This is a genomic window from Photobacterium sanguinicancri (assembly GCF_024346675.1).
In the GTDB taxonomy this organism is placed as follows: Bacteria; Pseudomonadota; Gammaproteobacteria; order Enterobacterales; family Vibrionaceae; genus Photobacterium; species Photobacterium sanguinicancri.
On record NZ_AP024850.1, the window covers coordinates 2121027 to 2147881 of the forward strand.

Below are 26855 nucleotides of genomic sequence, written 5' to 3' on the forward strand. Positions count from 1 at the left end.
TGATTAATAACCCTCATGTGCCATAACAATCACACAAGTCTTAAAAATATTTAAATTTCTACCGCTTGATTTGCTTTTAAACGCTGCATGCCTTTACTGATTTTAATAAACCAGAAACAAATAGCGGCTAAAGAAATAGCAGCACCAATGTAAGGAATAGCATGGCGGATCATGTCTAAAATATCGCTATGTACCCAATATTCTGCACCTGCGACCATGCCACTTGTCGTTGCAGCAGTTACACCCAACACCACAAAGAATGTAAAGAATAAGAAGAATGTTTTGATGATGGTGTAGTAATGGCTATAGGTAACATCATCTGTGCCTTTATTCATCTGATATGCAGAATAAATAATCGCGATAATACCCGAAATCATAAGCGTGAATGGTGTTAAAAACGTTGCAATATAAGCAAACCAAACGCCTTGTCTATTCGTATCTTTTGTCATGCTAGTAGTCCAAATTAATCAGCAATGAATCCCATAATTATCACACTATTTTTGTGGATTTCAAGAATTTATACGCTATATCTCATGGATTTAATTCAAGCACAGACACATTTAGCCTGAACTGTTACGATGGCTACGTAGATACCCTTTCTAGCTCACAAGGATAGTGACGAATGGCTTCAGCAAAACAATACCTTGCACGTAATCCGTGGATAATCTCTGTTATGATTTTAATCATAATGGGTGTGTGGTTAATCAGTGGCATCGTTAGCTCACCAGAAGCGCCGCCTGCAAACACATCAGCGCAAGAGACAAGTCAGCAAAGCGTTCCCCTTGCTAAAGTCGTCGTTAGTACTGTTACCGCTCAGCCAATCACTCGTACAGTCGCGCTATACGGCCGCACAGCACCAGACAGAAAAGCAACCTTAGGTGCAGAAGTATCAGGCAATGTCGAACAACTACTTATCCGCAAAGGACAGTTTGTCAAAAAAGGGCAAGCCCTAGTCCAACTCAATAAAGCTGATCGAGAATTACAGCTGCAGCGCGCACTTGCTTTACTGTCAGTCAAAAGTAAAGAATTCAACGCTGCTAAATCATTACGTGAACGTGGCCTACAAGGAGAGGTCGCACTGACCAGAGCACAGGCCGGCTTAGTAGAAGCCAAAGCTACCGTTAAAAATCTAGAACTCGCACTAAGCAATACCACAGTGACGGCTCCTTTTGATGGCATCGTTAACATTTTACATGTCGAGCAAGGTGATTATCTCGGTATTGGCGATCCTATTGCTAACGTTGTCGACCTTGATCCTCTCGTCATTACCGCTGATGTCAGTGAACGTCATATTCAAAGTATTCACCATGGCCAAAAAGCCAACATCACCTTATCAACTGGATTATCTCTGGCAGGTAAACTGCGCTATAAAGCCAGTATCGCCTCAGAAACTACCAATACTTTTCCGATTGAAATTGAGGTGGCCAACCCTAATTCATCACTGGCAGCTGGGATCAGCGCCGAAGTGGATTTAATTCTCGATAAACAATCAGCAATTAAAGTCACCCCGTCCATGTTGGCATTAGATGAAATTGGCAATCTAGGTATTAAAACATTAGTAGCAGACAACAAAGTTGCTTTCGCCCCGATTGCTATCGTAAAAGTCGAGCCTGATGGTGTCTGGCTTGGTGGTTTAGGTGAACAGGTAGATGTTATTACCGTTGGGCAAGGTTTCGTCCGTAACGGTGATACCGTTATTCCAGTCGACACCGACCCTATTAATGAAACCTCAGTTAGCGACGATCCTCTCAACAAAAGTCACACTAAACAGACGGGCGGTGAGTAATGTTTGGAATTATTGAAGCAGCCCTCAGTCGTTCTCGTACTGTCATCACTCTACTTGTACTGATTTTGATTGCAGGGGCTGCGATGTATCGCGCCATTCCAAAAGAATCAAACCCAGACATTACGATTCCCATTATCTATGTTTCTGTTTCACACCAAGGAATCAGCCCAGAAGATGCAGAACGCTTACTGGTTCGCCCGTTAGAGAAAGAACTGCAATCCATCGAAGGTGTGAAAGAGATGACAGCGACGGCCTCCGAAGGTCATGCCTCCGTTGTATTAGAATTTAATGCGGGTTCTGATTTAGAAGGTGCACTCACGGATGTGCGTGAAGCCGTCGACATTGCCAAAGTAAAACTGCCCGATGACAGTGATGAACCTACAGTCAATGAAATAACACTAGCAGGTGAAGAGCCGGTACTCTCTATGGTGCTTTACGGCACAGTACCTGAGCGCACCACAATTCAAATAGCACGCCAGCTCCAAGACAAACTAGAAAGTTATCGTCAAGTATTGGAAGTTGAGATCGCAGGTGATCGTGAAGACGTGGTCGAGATCCTCGTTGAGCCATTACTCATGGAAAGCTACGGACTGGATCAAAACGATGTCTTTAACTTAGTTTCCAGAAATAACCGCGTGGTAGCCGCAGGCTTTATTGATAGCGGCTATGGTAGATTTTCGGTAAAGGTACCGTCGGTCTTTGATTCACTCAAAGATATTTTAGAACTGCCCATCAAAGTCGATGGCAGTAAAGTCGTCACCTTTGGTGATGTTGCCACTGTTCGCCGCGCCTTTCGTGACGCCAGCAGCTTTGCTCGTCTTAACGGTCAACCCGCCATTGTTTTAGATGTTAAAAAACGCGCAGGCGAAAACATCATAGAAACGGTTGAGATTGTTAAAGCCGTTGTCGCAGAGGTACAGAAGTTACCTGAGTGGCCTGATAATTTATTGGTTGAATACACACTCGATGGTTCTAAAGATGTTCAGATGATGCTGAACGATCTTCAAAATAATATATTGTCTGCAATCATCTTAGTTGTCGTGGTTATTATCGCGATACTCGGTTCGCGCACTGCCCTACTTGTTGGTATTTCTATTCCAGGTTCATTTCTCACAGGGCTATTAGTTCTTGCTATCAGCGGGCTAACCATCAACATTATTGTACTTTTCTCGCTGATCATGGCTGTGGGAATGCTGGTTGATGGTGCAATTGTTGTAACTGAGTACGCCGAACGGCGGATGCAGGAAAATATCCCACGCAAACAAGCTTATCGAGAAGCGGCAAGGCGTATGGCGTGGCCGATCACGGCATCAACCGCTACGACATTAGCAGCCTTCGGTCCGCTACTCTTTTGGCCAGATACCACTGGCGAGTTCATGCGTTATCTGCCACTGACGTTAATTGCGACATTAACGGCATCACTCGTCATGGCGTTAATTTTTGTACCAGTACTTGGCAGTGTCATTGGTCGCCCTCAATACACGAGTAAGGCGGTCCAGCAACGTAAAATCGCAGTAGAAAATGGCGATTTTTCGCAAGCCGTTGGCCTCACCAAGCTGTATTTAAACAGCCTTGCTATTGCCATTAAGCACCCTCTTAAAATACTCCTATCTGCATTTGTTCTAGCGGGCATAATTGGCTATAGCTACAGTGTGGCCGGTTTAGGCGCGGTATTCTTCCCAGAGGTTGACCCACCCCACTTCAGCTTGAAAGCACGATCACATGGCGATCTTTCGATCTATGAGAAAGATGCACTAATGAAAAGTATTGAAGCCCGCGTTATAAATACCGAAGGCATCAGCAGTATTTACACCAAAACAGGGGGAGATGATGAAATTGGGCGTATTCAATTTAACCCTCTGGATTGGCAATACCGCCCGCCGATCACCGAGATCATCGCTAACCTAAGAGACAAAACCAAGGATCTTGCTGGGGTTGAATTAGAGTTTAAATTTCCTGAAGCGGGTCCACCTAACGAGCATGATTTGATCATCGAGATCACTGCTCGTAATAACGACGAAATGACTCCAGCCGTTACCGCTGTGCGTCATTGGTTAGAAACACAACCTGCATTCACCAATATTTCTGATACAGGTAATAAACCGGGGATTGATTGGGAAATCAAAATCAACCGTGACGATGCTGCACGCTTTGGGGCAGATGCCACATTGGTCGGTAACACTGTCCAATTCGTGACTAACGGTCTTAAGATCGGCGAATACCTACCTGATGATACTGATGATGAAGTCGATATTTTGGTCCGCTATCCAAAAGCAGAGCGTGACATTGGCCGCTTTGATGAACTTAGAGTCAAAACACAATACGGCTTGATCCCCATGACTAATTTTGCACAAGTGAACCCATCACCGAAGCAAAACAGTATTCATCACATTGGTGGTAAGCGCGTACTGGAAGTTAAAGCTGACATGGCAACAGGCTACAACTTAAGCCTTGAGCTGCCCAAAGTCGAAGCTGCACTGGCAGGCCTACCGCTAGGGAAAAGTGTGCAAGTTGCACTGCGAGGACAAAATGAAGAGCAAGATAACTCATCAAAGTTCTTACAATCTGCCTTCTTAGTGGCGCTCGCCGTGATGGGGTTAATCTTGGTCACGCAATTCAATAGCTTCTATCAAGCCTTGCTGATTTTGAGTGCGGTGTTGTTCTCAACGGCTGGCGTGTTCCTTGGCTTACTGATCTTCCAACGGCCATTTGGCATTATCATGTCAGGCATTGGGGTGATTGCGCTTGCTGGCATAGTGGTGAATAACAATATTGTACTGATCGATACTTACAACCAACTGCGCAAAAAAGGATACGATAAAGTTAACGCTATCATGCACACTGGCGCGCAACGTTTAAGGCCTGTATTGCTGACAACGATAACGACAATCCTAGGTTTGATGCCGATGGTGCTTGAAATGAATATCGACCTTATCAATCGTAAAGTTGAATTTGGCGCACCTAGTACTCAGTGGTGGTCTCAGTTAGCAACAGCCATTGCGGGCGGCTTAGCCTTTGCCACTGTACTGACGCTTATCCTGACACCTTGCCTATTGATGCTGGGTCGAGAGAAGAATAAACCATCCTCTTCGCATTTACATCGTACAGACAGCCCTTTAACTCACAATAGCAGTGACCCCGGACACCAAAGTCATGCCACCAACAGCATGGTTAGTCCAGCAGATGTGTCTGGGAGTTCACCACGAAAGCAACTAGATACTGAGCTAACATAAGCCAGTTTCACCCATTAAAAAAGCCAGCATTTATATGCTGGCTTTCTCTTTTCTATCTTTGTCGGTTCAGGCTTCTCGGTGCCAGACTTCTCTTTTAGGAGAAACAACTAAGTCTTATAGAACAAAACGGATGATTCTTATAACTCTTCAGTCGGTGTTTCAACTTCACTGCCATCTTTAACTCGGCGATGACCTTCAGTCAGGTGGACAAAATCAACTAAATCATCGCTTGATACTTGGAAAGCTTGACCAAAACCTTTTACAAATAAACCTTGAGTCGGCGCAAGGCGGAACATAGTGAAATCTTCTAAGCCGCTAAGACCGTCAACAATATCGCCAAATCGCGCTTTTAAACCAGCAACCGCTTCTAGCCAAGTATCACTCTGACGCTCAACCACGGATACATCAGCTTCAAACGTTAAACGCTTACGTGCATACAAGGTTTTCGACATGCCTTCATCTTCAATCATCATTAAAGATACTTGTGGGTTTTCAAGTAAATTACGTGCATGACGCGCAATTTGGCTGATAAGAACGTAATAACCATCTTCCAATAATGCAAATGGCGCATAGCTTACATTTGGCTTGCCATTCGCATCCACAGTAGCAAGTTGTAGCGTTTGGCACGCTTCACGAAACTCTTTAATTTCTGGCCCTAAACGATTTTGTAAACGTTCTTGTTTTACCTGATTCATCCTTTCTCCTAATAATTATTATTTTAGCTTATCAATATCGCGCCTAACTTTAATCGTAACCCCATTACGTGAGCTCAATAATGGCATTGGTATTACGCGATCATGCTAGATGCTGCTATTTTTGATTCAATACGCTATCAATAAGTTCCCATCACAGTGTGAGAACTTATTTTCACGTTTTCGTTAAATGTATTGTTGTTTTAATCCGTTAAATTTCTCAATTTGTTCTGGGAACAATTTACGCTGCTTATCACGGCCTAAATACACTTTAAATACACATTCGCCTTGCTCAGCAAAGAAGCCAATGAAGTAACTTTCTTGCCCCATAAATTCTTTACTGACCAATGCAATATTGGTAACAAGATCTAAGCGAAGGTGACCATGCATTTCGCCTTCTTTACCCATTAAGTTATAGTATCCACGGGCTTCTTTACCTTTTGGGAAAGGTGCTTTCACCTCAAAAATAGAACCCATGGAATGCACAATACTTGTCACTGGTCCCCATGATGGTAAGTCTTCTAAAATCGCTTTCGCGTGCTCACCGGCAAGGCGTACAACCAATTCTTCAGGAAAAGCAAAAACCACTTCACCTTCAGTAAGGTTCAATTGCTGAGCAATCGCACCTGCATGTAATTTTGGATCAGCGTTTAGAATTTCACTGACTTGAGATTTCACGTTTTCAAATGTAGAAGATGCGTACACAGTGTTCTCTCTATTATCTTTGTTGGATTCATAGACCAAGGGCAAACCGCACTTAGTTCTTGTCATTAGTTCTTGTTATTACAGCTTGTCGTGTTGCATTCAGTTCTATTGCTGAACGGAAGTGTTCAAACAAGCCTCCATAAATTATGCGGCTTGCTGGTTAGCCGTTTGTTGAACAACCTGGAGCATCCCTTGCGCTAAGGTTACTGACCAAAACTGCCCTGCAAGCGTTAATGATAGATAGTCATCTTCAAGGATAACCAATCCATTTTTTTGCCATGCTTTGAACAAGGGTAAACAGGCTTCAAATACATCGTATTGCGCTGCGCTTTGTAACTGCGTTCGGGAAAGCACACCACGGTCAAAGCTCGCCTTAATGACCGAATTTAGCACGGCACTGGCTGGGGTCTTTGTCATCATGGCTACGGGTGTATGACCCGCATTAATCGCTTCTATATAAGCATCTAATGTTCGGTGCTGCATAAATCCATAGCCACCAACATTACCACCAGCCCCCGCCCCTAAAGGCAATACTTCAGCAGAGGTTTTTGCCAAACTGTTATAGACGCTGCGCTCACGGTTATCTCGCGCCCAGTGGTTAACACTGAGGCGGCGTAAATGGTGCTTATCCATAAACGCGCTGCCTTGCTCAAACATGGTCGCTTTAGTAGCAGTATCTGCAGGATGAGGGAGTTTGCCCTGCTCTATCATGCCTTTCATTGGGGTTCCCCCCATCTCAATCAGCTGATAAAGGTCGACCCCATGCGCTCCACTTTCTAAAAAGTCAGCCAAATCTTGTTGCCATACGTCTACATCTTGATATGGCAAGCCATATAACAGGTCAATAACGATAGGTGCCGCGTCTGATGCACTTAATGCTTGGATACGTTCTAACACATCTTCACGATCATCTAAGCGCTTTGCTTTACGACGAACTTGGGTATTAAAGCTCTGCACACCAAACGAAAATCGGTTGAATCCGCCTTCTAATGCTGAATCAAACAGTTCATCACTAAACCGATTGATACGCCCTTCTAAGGTGAGCTCGCAATCTGTCGTTAATGGAAAATGACGACGGATCATCTCACCCAAGGTTTTAATCTGTGCGGCGGTTAAATCTGTTGGCGTACCACCACCAATATAAACAGCATGGAATGGTGCCGCTTGCGTCCACGGCATTGCTGCTTTCACTTTTAGCTCAACCATCAGTGCTGCGAAATAGTCATCTATTAGTTGCTGACTAGACGCATACTGAAAAAAGTTACAATACGTACAGCGCACACGACAAAAAGGGATATGTACGTATAAACAACGTTTACCCAACTGCTCAGGTACTTGGTTCATAACCAACTGAGCGACATTTTGATGCTGACTCTTATCTACAACCGTAGATTGCCCCCCTGCATGCGCCGATTTCTTTTGTTGAAAAGCATAGCGCAATGGATCAGGTGTTGAGATACCCGTCACTTCGGGCGTTAGTAACTCAGAGACAACTTGGGAGACTGTTTCATTTATTTGTTTCATGGCTATTTGCTGGAAAAATACCAGCCTCTTTTGCAACGATCAGCGAGAGCAATCACTGAACTACACAATGCTAGCGATGGCTAGCCCATCATCAAAGACTAAAACTTAACTTTCGTTGAGATTGAAAATCAAACCTTAATTGATGCTTTATGAGCACGTTTAACAATACTTTCTGATTGCAGCCGCTCAATTGATATATCTGATTCACCACGGTATCTAACAGCACTAAATTACATCTATATCATTGTTTTTATTTATATAAGCAAGTTACTACTTCGCGATCTGCCTTGTTTCAGAAAGCATGATATTCAGACTCAAATAATATTGCAAATGATAATTGATATTATTCGTCTTTCGTGGATAATGGCTTCAAATCTTATTGAAAACCACTTTTGATAGTTCTGTTAGTTGGTGGCGTTCACAAGGCAATATTTATTTCAGCGTGGTAGATGAAACCGTGAATACAAAACGATATTTACTTGCAGGTACGGCATCTGTTCTTTTTCATAGCCTAGTCTTCTCAGCGATTCCCAACACTATGGTTATGGCAATGCCTGTGGGTACTGAATCTACCCGCGTTTCATTAAATTTAGTGTCTGTTCCCCAACAAGCACCGAAACCGCAAACAATTGCTGAAGCTCCAACCAAAGCGGTAAAAGCCAAACCGAAAAAAGAAGTGAAAACCGAGCAAAAACGTTTGGTGAAAAAGCCCAAAGTGACAGAAGAGAAAGCCGTTAAACAACCGGTGACAAAAGATATTGTTAAAAAGGCAACACCCAAGAAAAAGCAGCCTGTCGTAAAAAAGGACGCGGTGAATCCTGCAGAAAAAACAACCAAGCCTAAAGAGGAAATGGTTAGTAAAGCGGATTCACAGCCAAAACCTGAAGTAAAAGCACAAGAGGCCGCAGGGGTAAATAGCCCTCCACAACTGGTTAATAAGCCAAACTTCAGTTCAACGCCAAGTCCAGTTAGTTACCCAAAAATCGCTCAACGGCGAGCGCTAGAAGGCAAAGTATTATTTGAAGTCTGGATTGACAGCTCAGGCAAACAAATTAAACAAATACTAGTGAAGTCATCGGGCACGAATGTACTCGACGATGCAGCGTTAGCTGCCATTAAACGCTGGCAATTTTCATCTTATATCGTCGATGGGCAAGCTATTGCGCATCGTGTACACATTCCTGTTCGTTTCAAGTTGGATTAAGGCATGAACACCATCACAAGCTTTCAAGAACAATTTGGCCTAATGGCTTGGCCTCTCTTCTTATGTTCAGCAATCACTTTAATGATTTTGCTGGAGCGTTTCATTCAAGTCTTACTCTGTACGGGAGTTGGCCATTCTAAAATCAATACGATCTTGGCTAAACAAGATCATAATAACCAACCACAGCTTGATCAACTCGTAACCGATCTAAAGCAAAAAAGGCCTCTGCTCTATAAAGGCGTAGCAATGTTAATTGCCCATCGTCATTTCGACAAAACATTGCGAGAAGATGCAGCCAGTATTTGGTTACAGCAAAAACGTAAACAACTGCGATCTGGGCTGCGCTTACTGGCACTGATTGGGGTTATCAGCCCATTACTTGGCTTATTGGGCACAGTGCTTGGTCTGATTGATATGTTTAAGGGCATTGCAGCATCAACGGGGTCAGTCACTCCAAACGATCTTGCCGACGGGCTCGGCCTTGCCATGCGCACCACAGCCGCAGGCTTGATTATTGCCCTACCCGCTATTACTGGATCACAACTTCTAGGCGTTTGGGCTGACAGCATTACCTCTAAATTAGAGCACTCACTCAATCATTGTAACCTGTGGATTGAAGGCATTAACTTCCATACCTCAGATGATTCAGCAGTAACTGAAAGCTCTGCAGCAACCCAAACCGCAGCAGTAATGAATGGATCTAAGGTGCAACCATGATCCGCGCATCAAACACCTCATGGGACAGTGACGAACTCAAACCTGATCTTACGCCTTTACTCGATATCATCTTCATTGTAATGGTGTTTTTATTACTGACAGCCAGTGTGAAACTTCAATCCCTTGATGTGGAATTGCCGCAAACAAGTACCGAAGTGTTACAAGAAACCCATGCTGATCCCATTACGATCAACTTATTGGCAAAAGATCCCTACTGGGCTCTACAAGGTAAAGAAGCGAATAACTGGCAAAGCTTTAGCATCAACTTATTAAAAGAAGTAAAAGCTAACCCTAAAAAGCCCGTTGTTATTGGTGCAGATAAAGGCGCATCAGTCGAACACATGCTCAAGCTTTTGGCACTACTTCAACAACATGAAATCAAAGCAACACAATTACTAATGGAAGAGGAAGCATCATGAAACGCTTAGTCTTAGCTACAACTCTGCTTTTAACCGCCACATCAAGCTTGGCTAATGAGCGTATCATCAGTGCAGGTTCAGCCATTACTGAACTTTTAAATGCTATCGGTGCAGAGCAAAACATTGTCGCAGTCGATGCCACCAGCAGAAGCTTAGTGAATAAAAATATCCCGACGCTGGGTTACCATCGCGCATTATCTGCAGAGAGCCTGATCGCGTTAACCCCTACTCGCTTATTAGGTTCGGAAGAAATGGGGCCAAAAACTACCCTCGACCTAGTGAAACAGGCTGGTGTTGAGGTGAATATTCTCAATTCAGGCGAAACAGTGAATGATCTTCTAAATCGTATAGATAGCATTGGCGAAATCACAGGTAAGCAAAACAAAGCAAACGAGCTAAAAGAAAAGGTAAAGCAGCAAGTTGCTAATATTCAAAACAATAACAAACGTGCTTCTACCGTAAGTAAAAAGCCTGTAAAAGTCTTATTCCTATCGATTCATGAAGGTCGCCCTGCAACTGTAGGTGGACGCAATACAACAGCAGATACCGTTATTAATCTTGCGGGTGGTATTAACCCAGCAGCGCAAAAAGTGGAGTCTTATAAGCCGATTTCCGCGGAATCTATGCTTGAAATGCAACCCGATATCATCATGCTAAGTAGCCGTACTTACAACTCAATCGGCCAAGCTGACGGTCTATTCAAAGAACTTCCACTCCTTGCTGCCACCCCAGCAGGCATTAATAAAGCCGTTGTTGTTATTGATGGCACGGCACTTATTGGTGGCCTTGGACTTAAAAGCCTCAGTGAAGCAGAACGCTTAAACCGCGTTTTCTACCCTTAATCGTCGAGTATTGATTACGTGTCCGTTATGCAAATCCAAAGACTTCCATTAAAAATCGTTTTCCCCGTTGGGTTGAGCTTGCTCTTCCTTGCGGTGGCTACATCCGTGATTGTTGGCCCTATGGCTATAACTCTCAGTCAAAGCTTAAAAGCCTTTACGCCTTGGCAAAGTGAATTACCCGCACACATCCAGATAGTGATCCAACAAATAAGGCTGCCAAGAACACTATTATGTATTGCGATTGGTGCCATTCTCGCTTTATGTGGTGCTGTTATGCAGGGGCTATTTCGAAATCCGTTGGCCGATCCTGGCATCATTGGGGTTTCAGGTGGTGCGAGTTTAGGTGCTGCACTGGCTATTGTTCTTTTTGGTTCTTTAGCATCATCTTTCCCGATCCTATTAACATTAGGTACTGTGCCTATCATGGCGTTTCTTGGTGGCGCAGTAAGTACTTGGTTGGTATATACACTGGGGACAGATAAAAACGGAACATCCGTTACTATCATGCTACTCGCTGGGGTGGCTATCGGAGCACTTTCTGGCGCAGCTTTAGGCTTAATGAATTACTTTGCCGATGACCAAGCTCTACGTGATTTATCACTGTGGACAATGGGATCACTCGCGGGTGCTACATGGCCAGGTATCGCACTCGCCTTCTCAACATTCGGTATTCTTATGTGGGTGTTTGATCGCAAGGCCAACGCTCTAAATGCCTTTCTACTTGGCGAAGCTGAAGCAAAACACATGGGTGTGAATGTCCAAGCATTAAAACGCAGCCTAATTTTGTTGTGTGCTGCTGGTGTGGGAGTGTGCGTATCGCTAACAGGCGTGATTGGCTTTATTGGTCTTATTATTCCACATTTAGGCCGTATGCTTACCGGGCCTAACCATAAAAGCTTACTGCCATTATCAGCCTTGCTTGGCGCATTAATTTTGCTGATTGCAGATATGATCGCCCGTGTTATTGCGGCTCCCGCTGAATTGCCCGTAGGGATCATTACCGCCATCTTAGGTGCCCCCTTCTTTATTCTGTTACTTATTAAACAAAAAGGTCGCTTATCATGATGGTTGATGCTCATATATCTGATCAATGGCAGTCGACCCACCATGATAGCGTTGCGATCGCAGCTAAAGGGTTAAACCTCAGCCTTGGTGGTAAAATCTTACTTGATGATTTTAATCTCGAGATTAGGCATGGTGAGGTGACCGCATTACTTGGACCTAACGGCGCAGGCAAAAGTACACTACTCAAAGTACTGTGTGGCGAGTTGGATGCAGGAGGTGATATCCGCATTCATAATAAGAACCAAGCTAAGTGGCCAGCTAAAGCGTTAGCCCGATATTTAGCCGTTTTACCTCAACACAGTAGTTTAAGCTTTGCATTTACCGCACAAGAAGTAGTCGAACTCGGTGCTTTACCACTCGATCTTCCCCGCGCGGATGCAACGGCGACAGCAGCTGAAATGATGGAAAAGACCGATGTCACAACACTCGCCGACAGGTTATATCCCTCTTTATCTGGCGGAGAAAAGCAAAGAGTTCATTTTGCGCGAATTCTGACACAACTGAGTGAAGCAAATGAAAATGCGATTCTAATGCTTGATGAACCCACATCGGCTCTTGATTTGGCTCATCAGCATAAGACGTTACAATTAGCGCAGAACATGGCTAAAGCTGGCGCTGCCGTTATCGTTGTATTGCATGATCTAAACCTAGCGGCACAATATGCCAATCGCTTGATTATTGTGAATAATGGCAAAATACAAGCAGATGGCGATGCGTGGCACGCACTCGAACCGAGTAACATTGAACGAGTCTACGGTTGGCCAGTCACTATGACAGAGCATCCGGTGCACAAACACCCCGTGATTTTGTAGCACTTTACTTGCGTATTTATTACATTACCCATGCGAATGCATACTAACGCATCAAAAATCACCATAGTTACATTATTATTGTTGATGTCTATCAAGTATTACCATCTTGATAAACAGAAACGTTGCACTGTGCGCTACACTCAGTAAAATGTGAACGCAAGCGATTAACAATGTAACGCTACCCTAATCTATAAAAGCCGCTCATCCTAGAGAAGCGGCTTTTCACTTTTATGGAAGGTCTAAAGCGACACATGCACTCAACGTAAAAAGAGTAGGCGTGTTGGATGGCTTAGCTAGACCCTCTTTATTGCAATTATTAGAAGAATAACTATGGCAACGATTAAAGATGTTGCACGTATGGCTGGTGTTTCAACGACAACAGTCTCTCACGTGATAAACAAAACACGCTTCGTAGCAGAAGCAACACAGAAGAAAGTGTTGGCTGCCGTCGATGAACTGAACTATGCGCCAAGTGCTGTTGCTCGCAGCCTGAAATGTAATACTACTCGCACTATCGGTATGTTAGTAACGAAATCGACTAACCCGTTCTTTGCTGAAGTTGTACATGGCGTAGAAGAATACTGTTACAAAGAAGGCTATACCTTAATTCTATGTAACACCGAAGGTAACCTCTCTAAGCAACGTGATTACTTGCGCATGCTGGCTGAAAAGCGTGTAGATGGCTTGATGGTTATGTGTTCAGATCTCGACCAGCGTTTATTAGATCTATTAGAACGCCAAAGTGATCTACCTATGGTTGTGATGGACTGGGGCCCAGAAAGCCCACACACAGATAAAATCCAAGATAACGCAGCAGTCGGTGGTTATGTCGCGATCAAGCACTTTATCGAAAATGGCCACACTAAGATTGGCTGTCTATCTGGCCACAATGAAAAATCAACCTGTCGTGAACGCTTGAAAGGCTTCCAAAAAGCGATGGGTGAAGCTGATCTAGATATTAATGAAGATTGGATCATTGAAGGTGACTTCGAGTGTGAGACTGCCGTACAAGCAGCTGAACAGTTTATTGCAATGAAAGAGCGCCCTACTGCTATCTTCTGTTTTAACGACATTATGGCAATGGCGATGATCAGTACTTTCGTTCAACATGGAATTCGAGTGCCTGAAGATATCTCAATCATTGGTTACGATAATATCGAGCTAGCACCTTTCTTCTCGCCACCTTTGACAACAATCCACCAGCCTAAACGCCGCTTAGGTAAAACAGCGATTGAAATCTTGATGGAACGCGTAAAAGATAAAAAACATGAGACCCGTGTTTTTGAAATGTCACCGGCACTCGTTGTCCGTAAGTCAGTTCATAAGCTCAATTAATTATTCTTATTGCGCATAAAAAAACAAAAAACCGACAATATTAAACGTCGGTTTTTTTATAAATTCACATCGCTTAAAATTCGATTTTTTCACACAAACACTTAATCTATAACAATAAGTTTACTTATAAAATTGAAATAGTTCTCTTCAATTTACTGCTCATTTCATTTCACACCTGAATATTCTCTCTCTCTTAATAGTAATAATTGAAGCAACATCACACTTTGACCCCCGTAAGTTAAACGATTTTCTGCTATTTACGATATGCTTATTCAGTCACGAACAAGGCAAACCATTTGAAAGAATGGGACGCAAAGCTTCCGGCCTAACAGAGTGTTATTTGGGTAACATTTAACACTTTTAAGGTAGCGGGGTTACCGATGGATTTAACGCAAAACCTGCTTCAGGATTTGACATGCTTTTGACATATATTAAGTGTGCTTTGCTAATCTAAACTCCTCGCTTATATGTTAGGTGACTCCCAGATTTATTTCACCGAGAAGTCGCATGGATAAACCAATACTTAAAGACACCCTAAAATTATTCGACTGCTTTGACAGTGTTAAATCACGGTCCATGTTTGGCGGTTTTGGCATTTTTTCAGGTGAAACGATGTTTGCACTTGTCGTAAAAAATAAGTTACACCTTCGTGCCAATGCTAAAAATATTGAGCAGTTTAAAAAAGCTGACTTAACCCCTTATGTTTATGAAAAACGCGGTTTTCCCGTTGTGACTAAGCATTTTGCAATACCTGATACCTGGTGGAATACTCCAGAGATGATCATTGAACACGCACGCGGTTCTTTAGACGGTGCAAATAACGACAAAGAAACAAAAAGTAAAGTTGGGCCTTCACGTATCAAAGATTTACCCAATTTACGGTTAGCGAATGAACGTATGCTGAAAAAAGTAGGTATTGATACTGTCGACAAGCTTGTAGAAGTTGGCGCTATTGATGCTTATAAAGCACTACTCGATACACATGATAATAATCTCAACATCGAGTTGCTTTGGGCTTTAGAAGGCGCGATCAGCGGCAGACATTGGTCGGTGATCAGTGAAACAAGACGCGGAGAGTTGTTAGGTTTATTACCTTAAGCCATTCGGTCAAAAACAACACTTTTTACAATATAAAAAACGGGGCTTTGGCCTCGTTTTTTATAGCTCCAGCCTCCTGAATGTCAGGATTACGTCAAAGATTGACTCTTCTCACAAATACTGTTCACAAAAGCATCAGTTAACTTTTAATCTTACCTTAAATAAGTAAAATACTGGCTAGCAGCAGAACAACCAACGTCAAAAAATTGTTTTTAACTACTTATGGCAACTGTTGCATGAAGGTAGCGCCACTTTAATGACGCTTCATAACCTTCGCCATAACCAACGTGCAGTCTCTTTATAGATTGCAAAAAGTGAGGCAAGTATGCTCTGTTCAAAGCCTTTTCCTGGGCAAACAGACCACATATTCAAAGACAAATTTAACAAATGGCCAAAGTTATTCCGTGCCTTTGTTCTTCTTAGCCTACTCCCTCCAGCTTTAGTCATGCTACTAGTCTCTCAGCAACTGGCTCCACTTAATGCACTCATTGATACAGTTACCCTGACATGCGGCTTTAATATCATGCTGATTGTATGGGGCGTATTACTCAAAGTTCGCGCTCGTAAATACTGGTATCGAAACTATCACATTGGCAAAACACTGGTCCTTGCATGCCTGCCTTTCATCGCATCAGCTTATATCGCTTTGTCTGATATTCCGGATAACCGTGTTGTGCAACAAGAACGTAGCCAAGCTGTAGAAGTAGCCATTAACTAAAAAGCTGCTCAAATTACAGACACTCAGCGGCTATTTTCAGTTTTTCTCTAATTAATTGAAATATTTGCGTCCTTCGTTGGGTCTCCTTTATTACCTTGGTATAGCATTGGTGCTATATCATGTGTTCATAAGGAAACGACGCAGTGCGCCTCGCGAAAAAAAACAAATACTCCATCTTTGTCCGCCCATTACTTTGGCTACAGAAGCGTAATTTCGGCGCAGAACTGAACCCTTCTTTGCTGTGGGGACGCCGTCCACCACTCTTTTGGTTAGTCGCAGGATTTTTTGGCTACCTTGATCGCCGCCACTCTCCACTTTCACCTGTTACGCGCTCTCTTGTTTGTGTCCGTGTTTCACAGCTTAATGATTGTGAGTTTTGCGTCGATGCCAATGGAATGCGCCTAGCAGAGCGTTGTGATTCTGTTGAAAAGATCAAAGCCCTCTCCCAGTGGCAACAAAACATCACCTTATTCACCGATGAAGAAATAGCGGTGCTGCATTATGTTGAAGCCATGACTATTACAGGGCAAAAAGTAACAGAAACGATGCTAGCTGATCTGCAACAGTGGTTTGATGAAGATAGCCTCGTTGAACTTACTGCACTGATCGCTTTTCAAAATCTATCAGCTAAGTTTAATACCGCGCTAGATGTGCCTGCGCAAGGCTTTTGCTCCATCCCTATCACATCTGCACTGAACGATAACAACTCGGCCGATAAACAGGACGCGTCATCGGCTACACAACCTCCACCATCAAGTAAATCGTAGGAGTTATCTCATGGATAAAAAGAAACTACTGCTCATTACCATAATTGCCACGCTTATTGGAAGTTGGTTCCTGTTTGATTTAGGCCAGTACTTCACATTAGAGCAAGCGAAGGCGCAGCAAGTCGCATTGCAAGATACGATAGCAGCACGTCCCTTCTTCGCGAGTATCGTGTACTTTTCGATTTATATTGTTGTAACGGCACTCTCTTTACCGGGCGCGGCAATCATGACTCTACTGGGTGCGGCATTATTTGGTTTTTGGTGGAGCCTGATTTTAATCTCGTTTGCGAGCACCATTGGTGCGACACTCGCTTTCCTATTTAGCCGTTATATTCTTCGCGACTGGGTACAAGCTAAATTCGGGCATCGTCTTGCGCCTATCAATGCAGGCATTAAAAAAGACGGTCCTTTTTATCTATTCACACTGCGATTAATCCCAGTGTTCCCGTTCTTTCTGGTGAACCTACTAATGGGGTTAACACCGCTATCAACCAAACGCTTTTACTTAGTCAGCCAAATAGGGATGCTGGCAGGTACGGCTGTTTATATCAACGCGGGTACCCAACTTGGCGAAATAGATTCACTCAGTGGCATTATTTCAGCCCCTGTGCTTATTTCTCTCGCGCTATTAGGGGTTTTTCCACTGGTCGCGAAATTTGTTATGGGCATTATCGAGCAGCGCCGCGTATATGCTGACTGGACACCGCCTGAAAAATTCGACCAAAACATGGTCGTGATTGGAGCGGGTGCGGGTGGCTTAGTCAGTGCCTATATTGCTGCAGCAGTAAAAGCAAAAGTAACGTTAATTGAACGTCATAAAATGGGTGGCGATTGCTTAAATACAGGCTGTGTACCCTCAAAGGCTGTTATTCGTGCGGCACATGCAATGTCTGAAATTACCCGAGCAAAAGAATTCGGCATTACTACGGGCGATGTGAAAGTCGATTTTAAACAAGTCATGACGCGCGTTCATACTGTCATCGACAAAATTGAGCCACATGACTCTGTTGAACGTTATTCGTCGTTAGGTGTGAACTGCGTATCTGGTGAAGCGCGTATCTTGTCGCCATGGGAAGTAGAAGTAAACGGTGAGCGCATTACCACCCGAAACATCGTGATTGCGACGGGTGCTCGCCCACTGGTTCCTAATATTCCGGGTCTACAAGATGTTAACTACCTTACCTCAGACACTATTTGGCAGCTAAAAGAACAACCCAAGAAACTCCTTGTTCTGGGTGGCGGGCCGATTGGCTGTGAACTCGCACAAAGCTTCCAACGATTAGGCAGCCAAGTTACCTTGGTCGAAATGGTTGACCAACTGCTTATCCGCGAAGATGCTGATGCCGCAGAGTTAGTGCATAGCAAATTACAAAGTGACGGCGTCGAGGTCAAACTAAACCACAAAGCCTTACGCTTTGAATCTATCGAGCAGGATGATGGCTCTCGCATCCAACGTGCTTACCTTGAGCACCAAGGGCAGACTGTCACCACTGACTTTGACTATGTCATGCTCGCGCTTGGGCGTGTTGCTAACGTACAAGGTTTTGGCTTAGAAGAACTCGGCATTACCACAAGCGAGCGCGGCACAGTAGAAGTGAACGACTACCTGCAAACAAAATACCGCAATATCTTTGCTGTTGGCGACGTTGCAGGGCCTTTTCAACTGACTCACGCTGCTGCGCATCAAGCATGGTTTGCGGCGGTAAATGGCCTGTTTGGGCAATTTAAAAAATTCAAAGCCGATTATTCGGTACTGCCCGCAGCCACCTACACATCACCAGAGGTTGCTCGTGTGGGGATCAATGAAAAAGAAGCCAAAGCGCAAGGCATTCAATACCAAGTCATTACTTACGGTATTGATGATTTAGATAGAGCGATCACAGACGGTGAAGATTATGGCTTTGTCAAAGTCATCACACCCAAGGGCAAAGACACTATCTTAGGCGCAACAATTGTTGGGAGTAATGCTGGTGAAATGTTAGCTGAATTCACCCTAGCAATGCGTCACAACTTGGGGTTAAACAAGATCTTAGGTACAGTTCACCCTTATCCAACCATGAGCGAAGCCACAAAATACGCAGCGGGACAATGGAAGCAGGCTAATGCCCCTAAAATGCTGTTAAACTGGGTCGAGAAATACCACGAATGGATGCGCCAAGGTAAAAAGCAGCCTGTCGCAAATCAAGCAGCCGAGCCGCTAAAAGAAAATAAGGATATGTAATGCAACGCTCACCTTCTTTCAAGCGCCTGTACTCAGGCGCAATGACACTACTGACCGCCTTAACCATAGCGGCAAGTGCAAGTACAGCCTATGCGGAAGCACCTTCAATGGCAACCGAACAAGATTGGCAGCAAGTACTTCAACAAGCCAAAGGTGAAACGGTTTACTTTAATGCGTGGGGCGGTAGCCAAGAAATCAACGAATATCTACGTTGGGCTTCTCGCGAACTACAGTCGCGTTACAACGTCACGCTAAAGCAGGTGAAAGTTGCTGACATTGCAGAAACCACGCAGCGTTTACTTGCAGAAAAAACCGCAGGGAAAAATAACGATGGCAGCGTTGATCTGGTGTGGATCAACGGCGAAAACTTCCGCTCGATGAAACACAGTAATCTTTTATATGGGCCATTTGTATCTTCATTACCTAATTGGGCGTTGGTCGATAAACGCTTGCCTGTTGATGTTGATTTCACCGAACCGACTGAAGGGTTAGAAGCCCCTTGGGGAGTGGGACAGTTAGTCTATATTCATGACACCAAGCAATTAAATAACCCGCCTAAGAACTTCTCTGAGTTATTGAGCCTAGCTAAAGCCTACCCCGGTCAGATTAGTTATCCTCAACCTCCAGAATTCCATGGCTCGAGCTTCCTGAAAGCGGCTTTGATTGCATTAACTAATCAGCCTGAACGTTTAGCCACGGCGATTGATGCGACTCAACAAACTGAATTGTTCCAGCAAATCACATCGCCACTGTGGGCGTACTTGGATCAGCTTCACCCTGTTGCATGGAAACAAGGCAAACAATTCCCATCAGGGAGTCCGCAAACCATTCAGCTATTGGATGATCGTCAATTGTTGATGGCGATTACCTTTAACCCTAATGCCGCCAATGCAGCTATAGAAAATGGAAAACTACCTGAAACCGCACAAGCTTATGCGTTTGATCAGGGGGCTCTCTCCAATATCCATTTCCTTGCTATTCCATGGAATGCTACAGCGAAAGCTGGTGCAAAAGTTGCAATCAACTTCTTGCTAAGCCCTGAAGCACAAATGCGTAAAGCGGACACCCGTATTTGGGGTGACCCATCAGTGCTTAAAGAAGAGGCCTTACCAGCAGGTGAACGTGGGTTTGCACTGTTCAAACCAATATCTGAACCACATCCAAGCTGGCAAATCGCATTAGAGCAAGAATGGCAAAAACGTTACGGCCACTAGCGCCTACGCGTTAAGGCTTTGCTCAGCAAAGACTCCGACTTTACCACCGCGCTTATGGTTCGTATCTATGACCATAAGCGCAAATAGACAAGAAATGGACAGTTAGACTAGATGTTGATCCACGTGTTGTTTTTAAGTGCCATCTTACTGTGCATCTTACCGCTTCTTCCGGGCATGGCAGGGATATTACTTCCGGCTTTCTCTTGGCTACCTGTCGCTGGAGCTAATCAGTTTATAGGGCTTGATGCCGTTAATCTGAGCGGATTTCATCAAGTGCTTTCGTGGCCGGGTGTATCACAATCCATTCAGTTATCACTCTTTACGGGTATCACCAGTAGCCTAATTGCTTTGGCGCTCACCTTCTTTATTCTTCAAGCTAATTGGCACAAACAAAGCTGGCAGAGAATTGAGCGCATGCTCTCGCCTATGCTAGCGATGCCTCATGTTGCTTTTGCGATTGGCTTTGCCTTTCTTTTCTCGCCGACAGGTTGGATTTACCGAGTAATCGAAGGGCTTGGTTTCACAACTCATAACGCACCATCGTTAACTCAAGATCCCTATGGCATCGGTCTAACCCTAGCGTTAGCAATAAAAGAGACCCCATTTTTGGTGCTGATGAGCGTCTCGGTATTAAAGCAACTCAATATTGACCGACTGTATGCTTCAGCATCTGGGCTTGGCTATAACCGTGCCGATATTTGGCTGAAAGTTATTTTGCCGCAATGGCTACCCAAAATGCGCTTACCGTTTTATGCCGTATTAGCGTTTGGGTTATCTGTCGTCGATGTAGCACTTATTATTGGTCCTACCCGTCCACCCACATTTTCGGTCTTAATTTGGCAATGGTTTAATGAACCCGATCTTTCTTTACTTCCACGTGCAGCCGCAGGGGCATTATGTCTATTAATACTTGCCTTGATCACTTTGGCTACTGCACGTTTTGGGGAATGGTTAGTATTACAATACTGGCGTCGATGGCAAATTAGTGGGGCGAAAGTTCGCCAATTGATAGGTAACACGGGTTATTTACCTTTAGTGATTATTCCACTGTGCATTATTCCAATTCTAATTATGTGGTCTTTTGCTCAACGCTGGCGATTCCCCGATATGTTGCCAAGCCGTTTGAGTGATCGCTTCTGGCTGCAAGAGCTACCAACACTGTGGGAATTATCATTCAATAGCCTTGTACTGGCTGTCATCAGTACTGCTATTGCCCTTATATTAACCATTGGCTGTCTAGAATACAGAGACAGACACCAACGCAGCATCCCGTTTTGGCTTATTGCGATCCCTATGGTAATCCCGCAATTATCATTACTTTTTGGCTTACAAGTCACCACGCACTTTATTCCAGGACAGCATTATTGGTTATGGGTTTGCTGGAGCCATATCCTCTTTGTGTTTCCCTATCTCTATTTAGCGTTAGATGGCCCATGGCGTAGTTTTGATGTTCGTTTGTATCAATCAGCCCGTAGCCTTGGCTGCACACACTGGCAAGCATGGTGGAAAGTGAAGCGGGTTTTACTTCAGCCCAGCCTTTGGATTGCCGTTGCAATCGGCTTAAGTGTCAGCCTTACTCAATATCTGCCTACGCAAATGTTAGGTGCCGGTCGCGTAACAACAATAACAACGGAAGCCGTTGCGCTTGCTAGCGGGCAAGATCGACGAGTAAGTGCAATATACGGTATTTTGCAGGGTTTATTGCCTTTCATTTTCTTTTCGCTAGCCCTTTTTGCTAGCAACCATAGTGGTGTTCGCCCACAATCAAACACGAAACGGAGTACAAGCACGGATGAGTTTATCTGTGGAAAACCTAACTATAAGTAACACTTTCGCATCGGCAGATTCAGCCGTATTAGTTAACGCATTAAGCTTTAGTATTGATAAAGGTGAGATTCTGACAATTATGGGCCCAAGTGGCTGTGGAAAATCGACACTATTAAGTGCAATTGCTGGCCATTTAGTCTCCGCATTTTCTTTGTCCGGTGATATCACCCTTAATAACAGCAGTATTCTTGATCTTGAACCTAACGAACGCCGAGTTGGTATTCTTTTTCAAGATGACCTTCTTTTCCCGCACCTGACTGTTTGGGAAAACTTGGCGTTTGGTTTGCCCCAAAATATTCGATACTCAACACGAAAAGCACGGGCATTTGCCACCTTAGTTGATATTGATTTAGTTGAACTTGCCGAGAAGATGCCATCAGAAATTTCTGGTGGTCAACGTGCACGCATCAGCCTAATGCGTACCCTACTTTCAGAGCCTCAGGCCCTGCTACTGGACGAACCTTTCAGTAAACTTGATAAAGCGCTACGAGAGACATTTCGCGCCTTCGTTTTTCAACAAATACAGCGAAGTAACATACCCGCAGTAATGGTCAGTCATGATGTGGATGACATCCCGTACGGTGGTGCTGTTCTTGAATGGCCATGGACTCAAGGAGTAACGCATGCTTGATCAATACGCCATTAAAATTATTCGCTGGCCATTAAAAACCTTATCCGCTTTGCCTGATAAACTCGGTATTACCGCAAACCAAGTAACCGTTACAGGCTTTGTTATTGGCTTATGTGCATTACCTGCCTTAGCGTTTCAGCAATACACCTTGGCTTTGTGCTTTATTGTTATTAATCGACTTTTTGATGGTTTAGATGGCGCAATCGCTCGCCGCCAAGGTATTACCGACTGCGGCGGATTTCTGGACATTACACTCGATTTTCTATTTTATTCCATGGTGCCATTTGGTTTTGTTATCGCAAACCCAGAAGCCAACGCCATCGCTGGTGCATTCTTGATTTTTTCATTTATTGGTACAGGTTCCAGTTTTCTTGCTTTTGCCATCATGGCGAGTAAACGTAATATTGAGAGCCCAGTATATAAACAAAAGTCGCTTTACTACATCGGTGGATTAACCGAAGGGACAGAAACCATTGGTTGCTTCGTCCTGTTTTGTTTACTGCCTCAGCACTTTGCTCTCATTGCTTGGATTTTTGGCACTTTGTGTTGGATAACAACCACCACACGTATTTGGGCTGGTTACCAAACATTAAAATAAAACCATTCGTTTCATATGCTCATTTAAAGGTGGCGCATTCGCCACCTTAACTCTATATTTTGGTCAATCATCGCATCCATTCTTGATGCAACTGCTCACTATCACCTAAATATTGTAAAAGCCAATCGACTGCTGGGTTTTTACTCTCTTTATTCCATGCCAAACAACATGGGCTATCAAACGGTTTTTTTTCTAACTGACACTCAACCAACTCCCCTTGTTCAATCCGAGGGATCGCCATGTGCGTTGGTACAACAGAGATCCCTAAGCCAGATTTAATACACTGTAAGGCACTATGCCAATTAGGCACCATAATACGGCGCTGATTATCAACCAACCAGGTCGTACGTTTAGGTAAGGTACGCGCTGTATCTTCAAGGCAAACTGCTGGGTATTGCGCTAAGTCTTTATCCCCTAAAGGCGCTTGGACATTCACCAACGGATGATTAGGCGCAACGACAAATTTCCACGTCAGTATACCCATGTCACGATAATCAAAATTGCCACCAACAGGAATAGCGGCTGTTGCGCCAATGGCTATATCCGCACGCCCATCAGCCAAGGCATCCCAGACGCCGTTAAATACCTCCATGGTTAAGTGCAGTTCCACATCAGGAAACGCTTTATAAAAATCCCGAACCAAGGTATTTACGCGACTTTCACGCACCACAGTATCCAACGCAACTGAAACATTTTGCGACCAACCATTTGCTACACGCTGTGTTTGCAAACGAATGCTATCCATCTGTTTTAATAGATCCCTCGCCTGCTCAACAAAATAATGCCCAGCAGGGGTTAATTCTACCTTACGGTGTAACCTAACAAATAATTCGACAGCTAATCGCTCTTCTATTAACCGAACGGTATAACTGATCGCACTCGGTACTTTATGCATCTCTTCCGCTGCGGCAGAAAAGCTTCCTCTACGCGCAACCACATCAATAACTTGCAGATCATTGTACGAAAACATATCAAATCAATTTTTTTGAAAGCAATAGTGAAATATTAACGTTTCACAGCTGTAACTACCAGATTTATCATAGCGGCAATAAAATAATGAAACTCGGTCAATTAACATGAATAAACAACCTTCTAATCTTACTTTAGTGTGGTTTGCTTGCTTAAGCATGCTAGGTTTCCTAGCAACAGATATGTACCTACCTGCTTTTGAAGTAATCCGAACTGATTTCGAGACTTCTCAATCGCTTATCGGTCTTACTTTAAGTGTTTTCCTACTAGGTATGGCACTAGGTCAATTGGTTTACGGACCACTTTCTGATCGCATTGGTCGTATTAAAGTTCTTCTTGGTGGCATGACGCTATTCAGTATTGCTTCTGCCCTTTGTGCGATGGCGCCAAACGTTGAAATACTTCTATTTACTCGTTTCCTACAAGCTTTAGGTGCATGTAGTGCAACTGTAATCTGGCAAGCAGTGGTTATTGACCGTTACGAAGGCAAAGTATCTGAGCGTGTTTTTGCGACCATCATGCCTTTAGTTGCGCTATCACCTGCACTTGCGCCGCTAGCAGGTGCACTCCTTGAGCACCAACTAGGCTGGCGTAGCATTTTCATTGCACTGGTTGCTTTTGGTGCAGTATTAGCAGTTATGACGCTTAAAGAAACAGAAAGTGCTCCTGTTGATAAAAAACAAGAGAAAGTGCTGGTTCAATTGAAACGAGATTACCAACAAATCTTAAGTTCAAAAAAATTCGTTGGTAACATGGTTATCTTTGCTGCCTGTTCTGCTGCGTTTTTCGCTTACTTAACAGGTTCACCGTTTGTTATGTCAGCAATGGGTTATTCCGGCGCAGATATCGGTTTAAGCTATGCACCACAAACTGTGGGCTTCATCATTGGTGGCTACGGTTGCCGTGCTCTGCTAGCGCGTTTTGAAGGTAATCAAATTCTACCTTGGTTGGTTAAGCTATTCTTCGCAAGTGTGCTTGTGATGTTCTTAATCTCTACCAACACTGAACCGACAACAATCTGGCCTATCCTGATTCCATTCTGCTTCTTAGCCGTTGCCAATGGTGCGATTTATCCAATCGTTGTTAGCCAAGCATTAGAAGACTTCAAAAACTGTAGCGCAACTGCGGCTGGTCTTTTGAACTTCCTACAAACTATGATTTGTTTTGCAGCAAGCGGTATCGTGTCTGCATTCGCTATGCACGGCCTATTAACCGTAACAACGGCTATGTTTGTCGCGGGCTTCCTTTCAATCATTGGCTTTGCCATTGTTGTTAAAGCGCGTCGCCAAACAGTACTTAATGAGCAAACTGCATAACGTTAAGTTTCTGGCATAACAATCCAATAAGGCTACCTTCGGGTGGCCTTTTTTATCTTCGTCATAACCTCGTTAGAACCCTCTGCTCTAAACTCTTTTCTTACTTTTAAATATAACTTCACTTCGTTATTTACCTTCTCGTGCACGACTTCTTTATTCACTCTCTACCTATCAAGTAATTAAACTCAAACAGGTTAAAATCAAGCTCAGTCGCCTCTAGGGTTCTACAGGCTATTTTCCTCACTTTTCTCTGACCTATCTAGTCCCCCATCAATTAGCATTCAGTACCTTTACCTATAAAAAGCACAAAAAACAAACAAAAATGCAACAAAATGGATTTTTTATACATTTTTCTTGCATAATAATTCCACATAAGTAGTATAACCAACAAGTGATGATTAATTCAGTATTTAAGCATGAGTATTCAAGTTAGCAACATCGATAAACATTACGGCGATACGCAAGTGTTGCATGATGTCAGTTTCAGCTGCGACGCTGGTGACACGCTTGTTTTACTAGGCCCAAGTGGCGCAGGTAAAAGCTCGTTACTGCGAGTGCTGAATTTACTAGAAACAGCAACAATCGGCGAGATGACTGTCGCAGGCTGCCAATTCAATTTCAGCAACACAATTGAAGAAAAAGCCAGCTCCGCACTACGCAAAAAAGTCGGCATGGTATTTCAGCAATATAATTTGTGGCCGCATATGACAGTGCTGCAAAACCTAATTGAAGCACCAATTAAAGTTGCAAAAATAGGTAAAGAGCAAGCTAAACAACAGGCTCTAGAAATCTTAACCATGTTACAACTTGCTGATAAAGCAGATAATTGGCCACTACAGCTTTCGGGTGGCCAGCAACAACGTGTGGCTATTGCCCGTGCACTTATGATGAAACCCGATGTTTTATTATTTGATGAACCAACGGCAGCACTAGACCCAGAGATCACCAACCAAGTAGTCAATATTATAAAGACACTCAGCCAAACGGGTATTACACAAGTTATCGTTACGCATGAAGTCGACTTTGCGAAAAAAGTCGCCAGCCACGTGCTTTACCTTGAGCAAGGCAAGATTGTTGAGTACGGCACTCATCAGGTATTTACCACGCCTGAGACGCCAGAGTTTACTGCGTATTTATCACATTAGTTCCCGTAAAAAGACAT

At 43.8% G+C, this 26855-nt stretch carries 24 protein-coding genes and 1 riboswitch; of the genes, 19 read left to right on the forward strand and 5 right to left on the reverse strand.

Annotation, left to right across the window (positions count from 1 at the left end; genetic code table 11):
* Window positions 1-50: 50 nt before the first annotated feature.
* Window positions 51-449, reverse strand: coding sequence for a hypothetical protein (locus tag OCU87_RS10125; RefSeq protein ID WP_062690522.1), 399 nt, complete (start codon window positions 447-449; stop codon window positions 51-53).
* Between the two features lie 173 nt (window positions 450-622).
* Here OCU87_RS10125 and OCU87_RS10130 point away from each other — a divergent pair, with 173 nt between their 5' ends.
* Window positions 623-1786: an efflux RND transporter periplasmic adaptor subunit gene (locus OCU87_RS10130; RefSeq protein WP_261857042.1), complete on the forward strand. Its 1164-nt coding sequence runs from the start codon at window positions 623-625 to the stop codon at window positions 1784-1786.
* Window positions 1786-5019 carry an efflux RND transporter permease subunit gene (locus OCU87_RS10135; protein ID WP_261857043.1) on the forward strand — a complete coding sequence of 1078 codons (3234 nt, stop codon included), beginning with the start codon at window positions 1786-1788 and terminating at the stop codon, window positions 5017-5019. The genes OCU87_RS10130 and OCU87_RS10135 overlap by 1 nt, the downstream gene beginning before the upstream one ends.
* A gap of 137 nt (window positions 5020-5156) precedes the next feature.
* Here OCU87_RS10135 and hutZ read toward each other — a convergent pair whose 3' ends face one another.
* From hutZ to hutW, 3 genes are all read right to left on the reverse strand, one after another.
* Entirely contained in the window at window positions 5157-5714 is a 558-nt protein-coding gene (gene hutZ / locus OCU87_RS10140; RefSeq protein ID WP_261857044.1) for a heme utilization protein HutZ, read from the reverse strand.
* Between the two features lie 183 nt (window positions 5715-5897).
* Window positions 5898-6416 carry a heme utilization cystosolic carrier protein HutX gene (gene hutX, locus OCU87_RS10145; protein ID WP_261858368.1) on the reverse strand — a complete coding sequence of 173 codons (519 nt, stop codon included), beginning with the start codon at window positions 6414-6416 and terminating at the stop codon, window positions 5898-5900.
* Between the two features lie 144 nt (window positions 6417-6560).
* Entirely contained in the window at window positions 6561-7940 is a 1380-nt protein-coding gene (gene hutW, locus OCU87_RS10150; protein WP_062690519.1) for a heme anaerobic degradation radical SAM methyltransferase ChuW/HutW, read from the reverse strand.
* 457 nt (window positions 7941-8397) lie between these two features.
* Here hutW and OCU87_RS10155 point away from each other — a divergent pair, with 457 nt between their 5' ends.
* The 15 genes from OCU87_RS10155 (at window position 8398) to OCU87_RS10225 (ending at window position 23408) form a co-directional block, all read left to right on the forward strand.
* A complete protein-coding gene (locus OCU87_RS10155) occupies window positions 8398-9144 on the forward strand; it encodes an energy transducer TonB (protein WP_261857045.1) in 747 nt (248 codons plus the stop codon).
* 3 nt (window positions 9145-9147) lie between these two features.
* On the forward strand, window positions 9148-9861 hold the full coding sequence (locus tag OCU87_RS10160) for a MotA/TolQ/ExbB proton channel family protein (RefSeq protein WP_094958696.1): 714 nt from the start codon (window positions 9148-9150) through the stop codon (window positions 9859-9861).
* The gene (locus tag OCU87_RS10165) at window positions 9858-10280 is read left to right on the forward strand and encodes an ExbD/TolR family protein (protein WP_062690517.1); all 423 of its coding nucleotides are present in this window, start codon (window positions 9858-9860) and stop codon (window positions 10278-10280) included. The genes OCU87_RS10160 and OCU87_RS10165 overlap by 4 nt, the downstream gene beginning before the upstream one ends.
* Window positions 10277-11122, forward strand: a complete 846-nt coding sequence (locus OCU87_RS10170) for a heme/hemin ABC transporter substrate-binding protein (RefSeq protein WP_094958695.1) — start codon at window positions 10277-10279, stop codon at window positions 11120-11122. The genes OCU87_RS10165 and OCU87_RS10170 overlap by 4 nt, the downstream gene beginning before the upstream one ends.
* 27 nt (window positions 11123-11149) lie before the next feature.
* The gene (locus OCU87_RS10175) at window positions 11150-12187 is read left to right on the forward strand and encodes a FecCD family ABC transporter permease (RefSeq protein WP_083540923.1); all 1038 of its coding nucleotides are present in this window, start codon (window positions 11150-11152) and stop codon (window positions 12185-12187) included.
* On the forward strand, window positions 12184-12999 hold the full coding sequence (locus OCU87_RS10180) for a heme ABC transporter ATP-binding protein (RefSeq protein ID WP_241148904.1): 816 nt from the start codon (window positions 12184-12186) through the stop codon (window positions 12997-12999). The genes OCU87_RS10175 and OCU87_RS10180 overlap by 4 nt, the downstream gene beginning before the upstream one ends.
* A 330-nt stretch (window positions 13000-13329) precedes the next feature.
* Window positions 13330-14334: an HTH-type transcriptional repressor PurR gene (purR, locus tag OCU87_RS10185; protein ID WP_062690514.1), complete on the forward strand. Its 1005-nt coding sequence runs from the start codon at window positions 13330-13332 to the stop codon at window positions 14332-14334.
* A gap of 276 nt (window positions 14335-14610) precedes the next feature.
* Window positions 14611-14716, forward strand: a riboswitch (cyclic di-GMP riboswitch).
* Window positions 14717-14841: 125 nt separating this feature from the next.
* On the forward strand, window positions 14842-15432 hold the full coding sequence (locus OCU87_RS10190) for a TfoX/Sxy family DNA transformation protein (RefSeq protein ID WP_062690513.1): 591 nt from the start codon (window positions 14842-14844) through the stop codon (window positions 15430-15432).
* Window positions 15433-15757: 325 nt separating this feature from the next.
* Window positions 15758-16150 (forward strand): hypothetical protein, encoded by a 393-nt coding sequence (locus OCU87_RS10195; RefSeq protein WP_239928832.1) that lies wholly within the window; start codon window positions 15758-15760, stop codon window positions 16148-16150.
* A gap of 143 nt (window positions 16151-16293) precedes the next feature.
* On the forward strand, window positions 16294-16917 hold the full coding sequence (locus tag OCU87_RS10200) for a carboxymuconolactone decarboxylase family protein (protein WP_062690512.1): 624 nt from the start codon (window positions 16294-16296) through the stop codon (window positions 16915-16917).
* 10 nt (window positions 16918-16927) lie between these two features.
* A complete protein-coding gene (gene lpdA, locus OCU87_RS10205; RefSeq protein ID WP_261857046.1) occupies window positions 16928-19138 on the forward strand; it encodes a dihydrolipoyl dehydrogenase in 2211 nt (736 codons plus the stop codon).
* 41 nt (window positions 19139-19179) lie between these two features.
* Window positions 19180-20352 carry an ABC transporter substrate-binding protein gene (locus tag OCU87_RS10210; RefSeq protein WP_261858369.1) on the forward strand — a complete coding sequence of 391 codons (1173 nt, stop codon included), beginning with the start codon at window positions 19180-19182 and terminating at the stop codon, window positions 20350-20352.
* A 114-nt stretch (window positions 20353-20466) separates the two neighbouring features.
* Window positions 20467-22179, forward strand: a complete 1713-nt coding sequence (locus OCU87_RS10215) for an ABC transporter permease (protein WP_390960823.1) — start codon at window positions 20467-20469, stop codon at window positions 22177-22179.
* Window positions 22145-22810, forward strand: coding sequence for an ATP-binding cassette domain-containing protein (locus OCU87_RS10220; protein ID WP_261857048.1), 666 nt, complete (start codon window positions 22145-22147; stop codon window positions 22808-22810). Before OCU87_RS10215 ends, OCU87_RS10220 begins: the two co-directional genes overlap by 35 nt.
* Window positions 22803-23408: a CDP-alcohol phosphatidyltransferase family protein gene (locus OCU87_RS10225; RefSeq protein WP_062690509.1), complete on the forward strand. Its 606-nt coding sequence runs from the start codon at window positions 22803-22805 to the stop codon at window positions 23406-23408. Before OCU87_RS10220 ends, OCU87_RS10225 begins: the two co-directional genes overlap by 8 nt.
* Window positions 23409-23475: 67 nt before the next feature.
* On the opposite strand, the gene punR is transcribed toward OCU87_RS10225, so the two are convergent.
* Complete coding sequence (gene punR, locus OCU87_RS10230) at window positions 23476-24378, reverse strand: DNA-binding transcriptional activator PunR (protein ID WP_062690508.1); 903 nt, start codon at window positions 24376-24378, stop codon at window positions 23476-23478.
* 106 nt (window positions 24379-24484) lie between these two features.
* On the opposite strand from punR, the gene punC reads away from it, so the two are divergent.
* Entirely contained in the window at window positions 24485-25693 is a 1209-nt protein-coding gene (gene punC / locus OCU87_RS10235) for a purine nucleoside transporter PunC (protein ID WP_261857049.1), read from the forward strand.
* A 416-nt stretch (window positions 25694-26109) separates the two neighbouring features.
* The gene (gene artP / locus OCU87_RS10240) at window positions 26110-26838 is read left to right on the forward strand and encodes an arginine ABC transporter ATP-binding protein ArtP (protein ID WP_062690506.1); all 729 of its coding nucleotides are present in this window, start codon (window positions 26110-26112) and stop codon (window positions 26836-26838) included.
* Window positions 26839-26855: the final 17 nt, after the last annotated feature.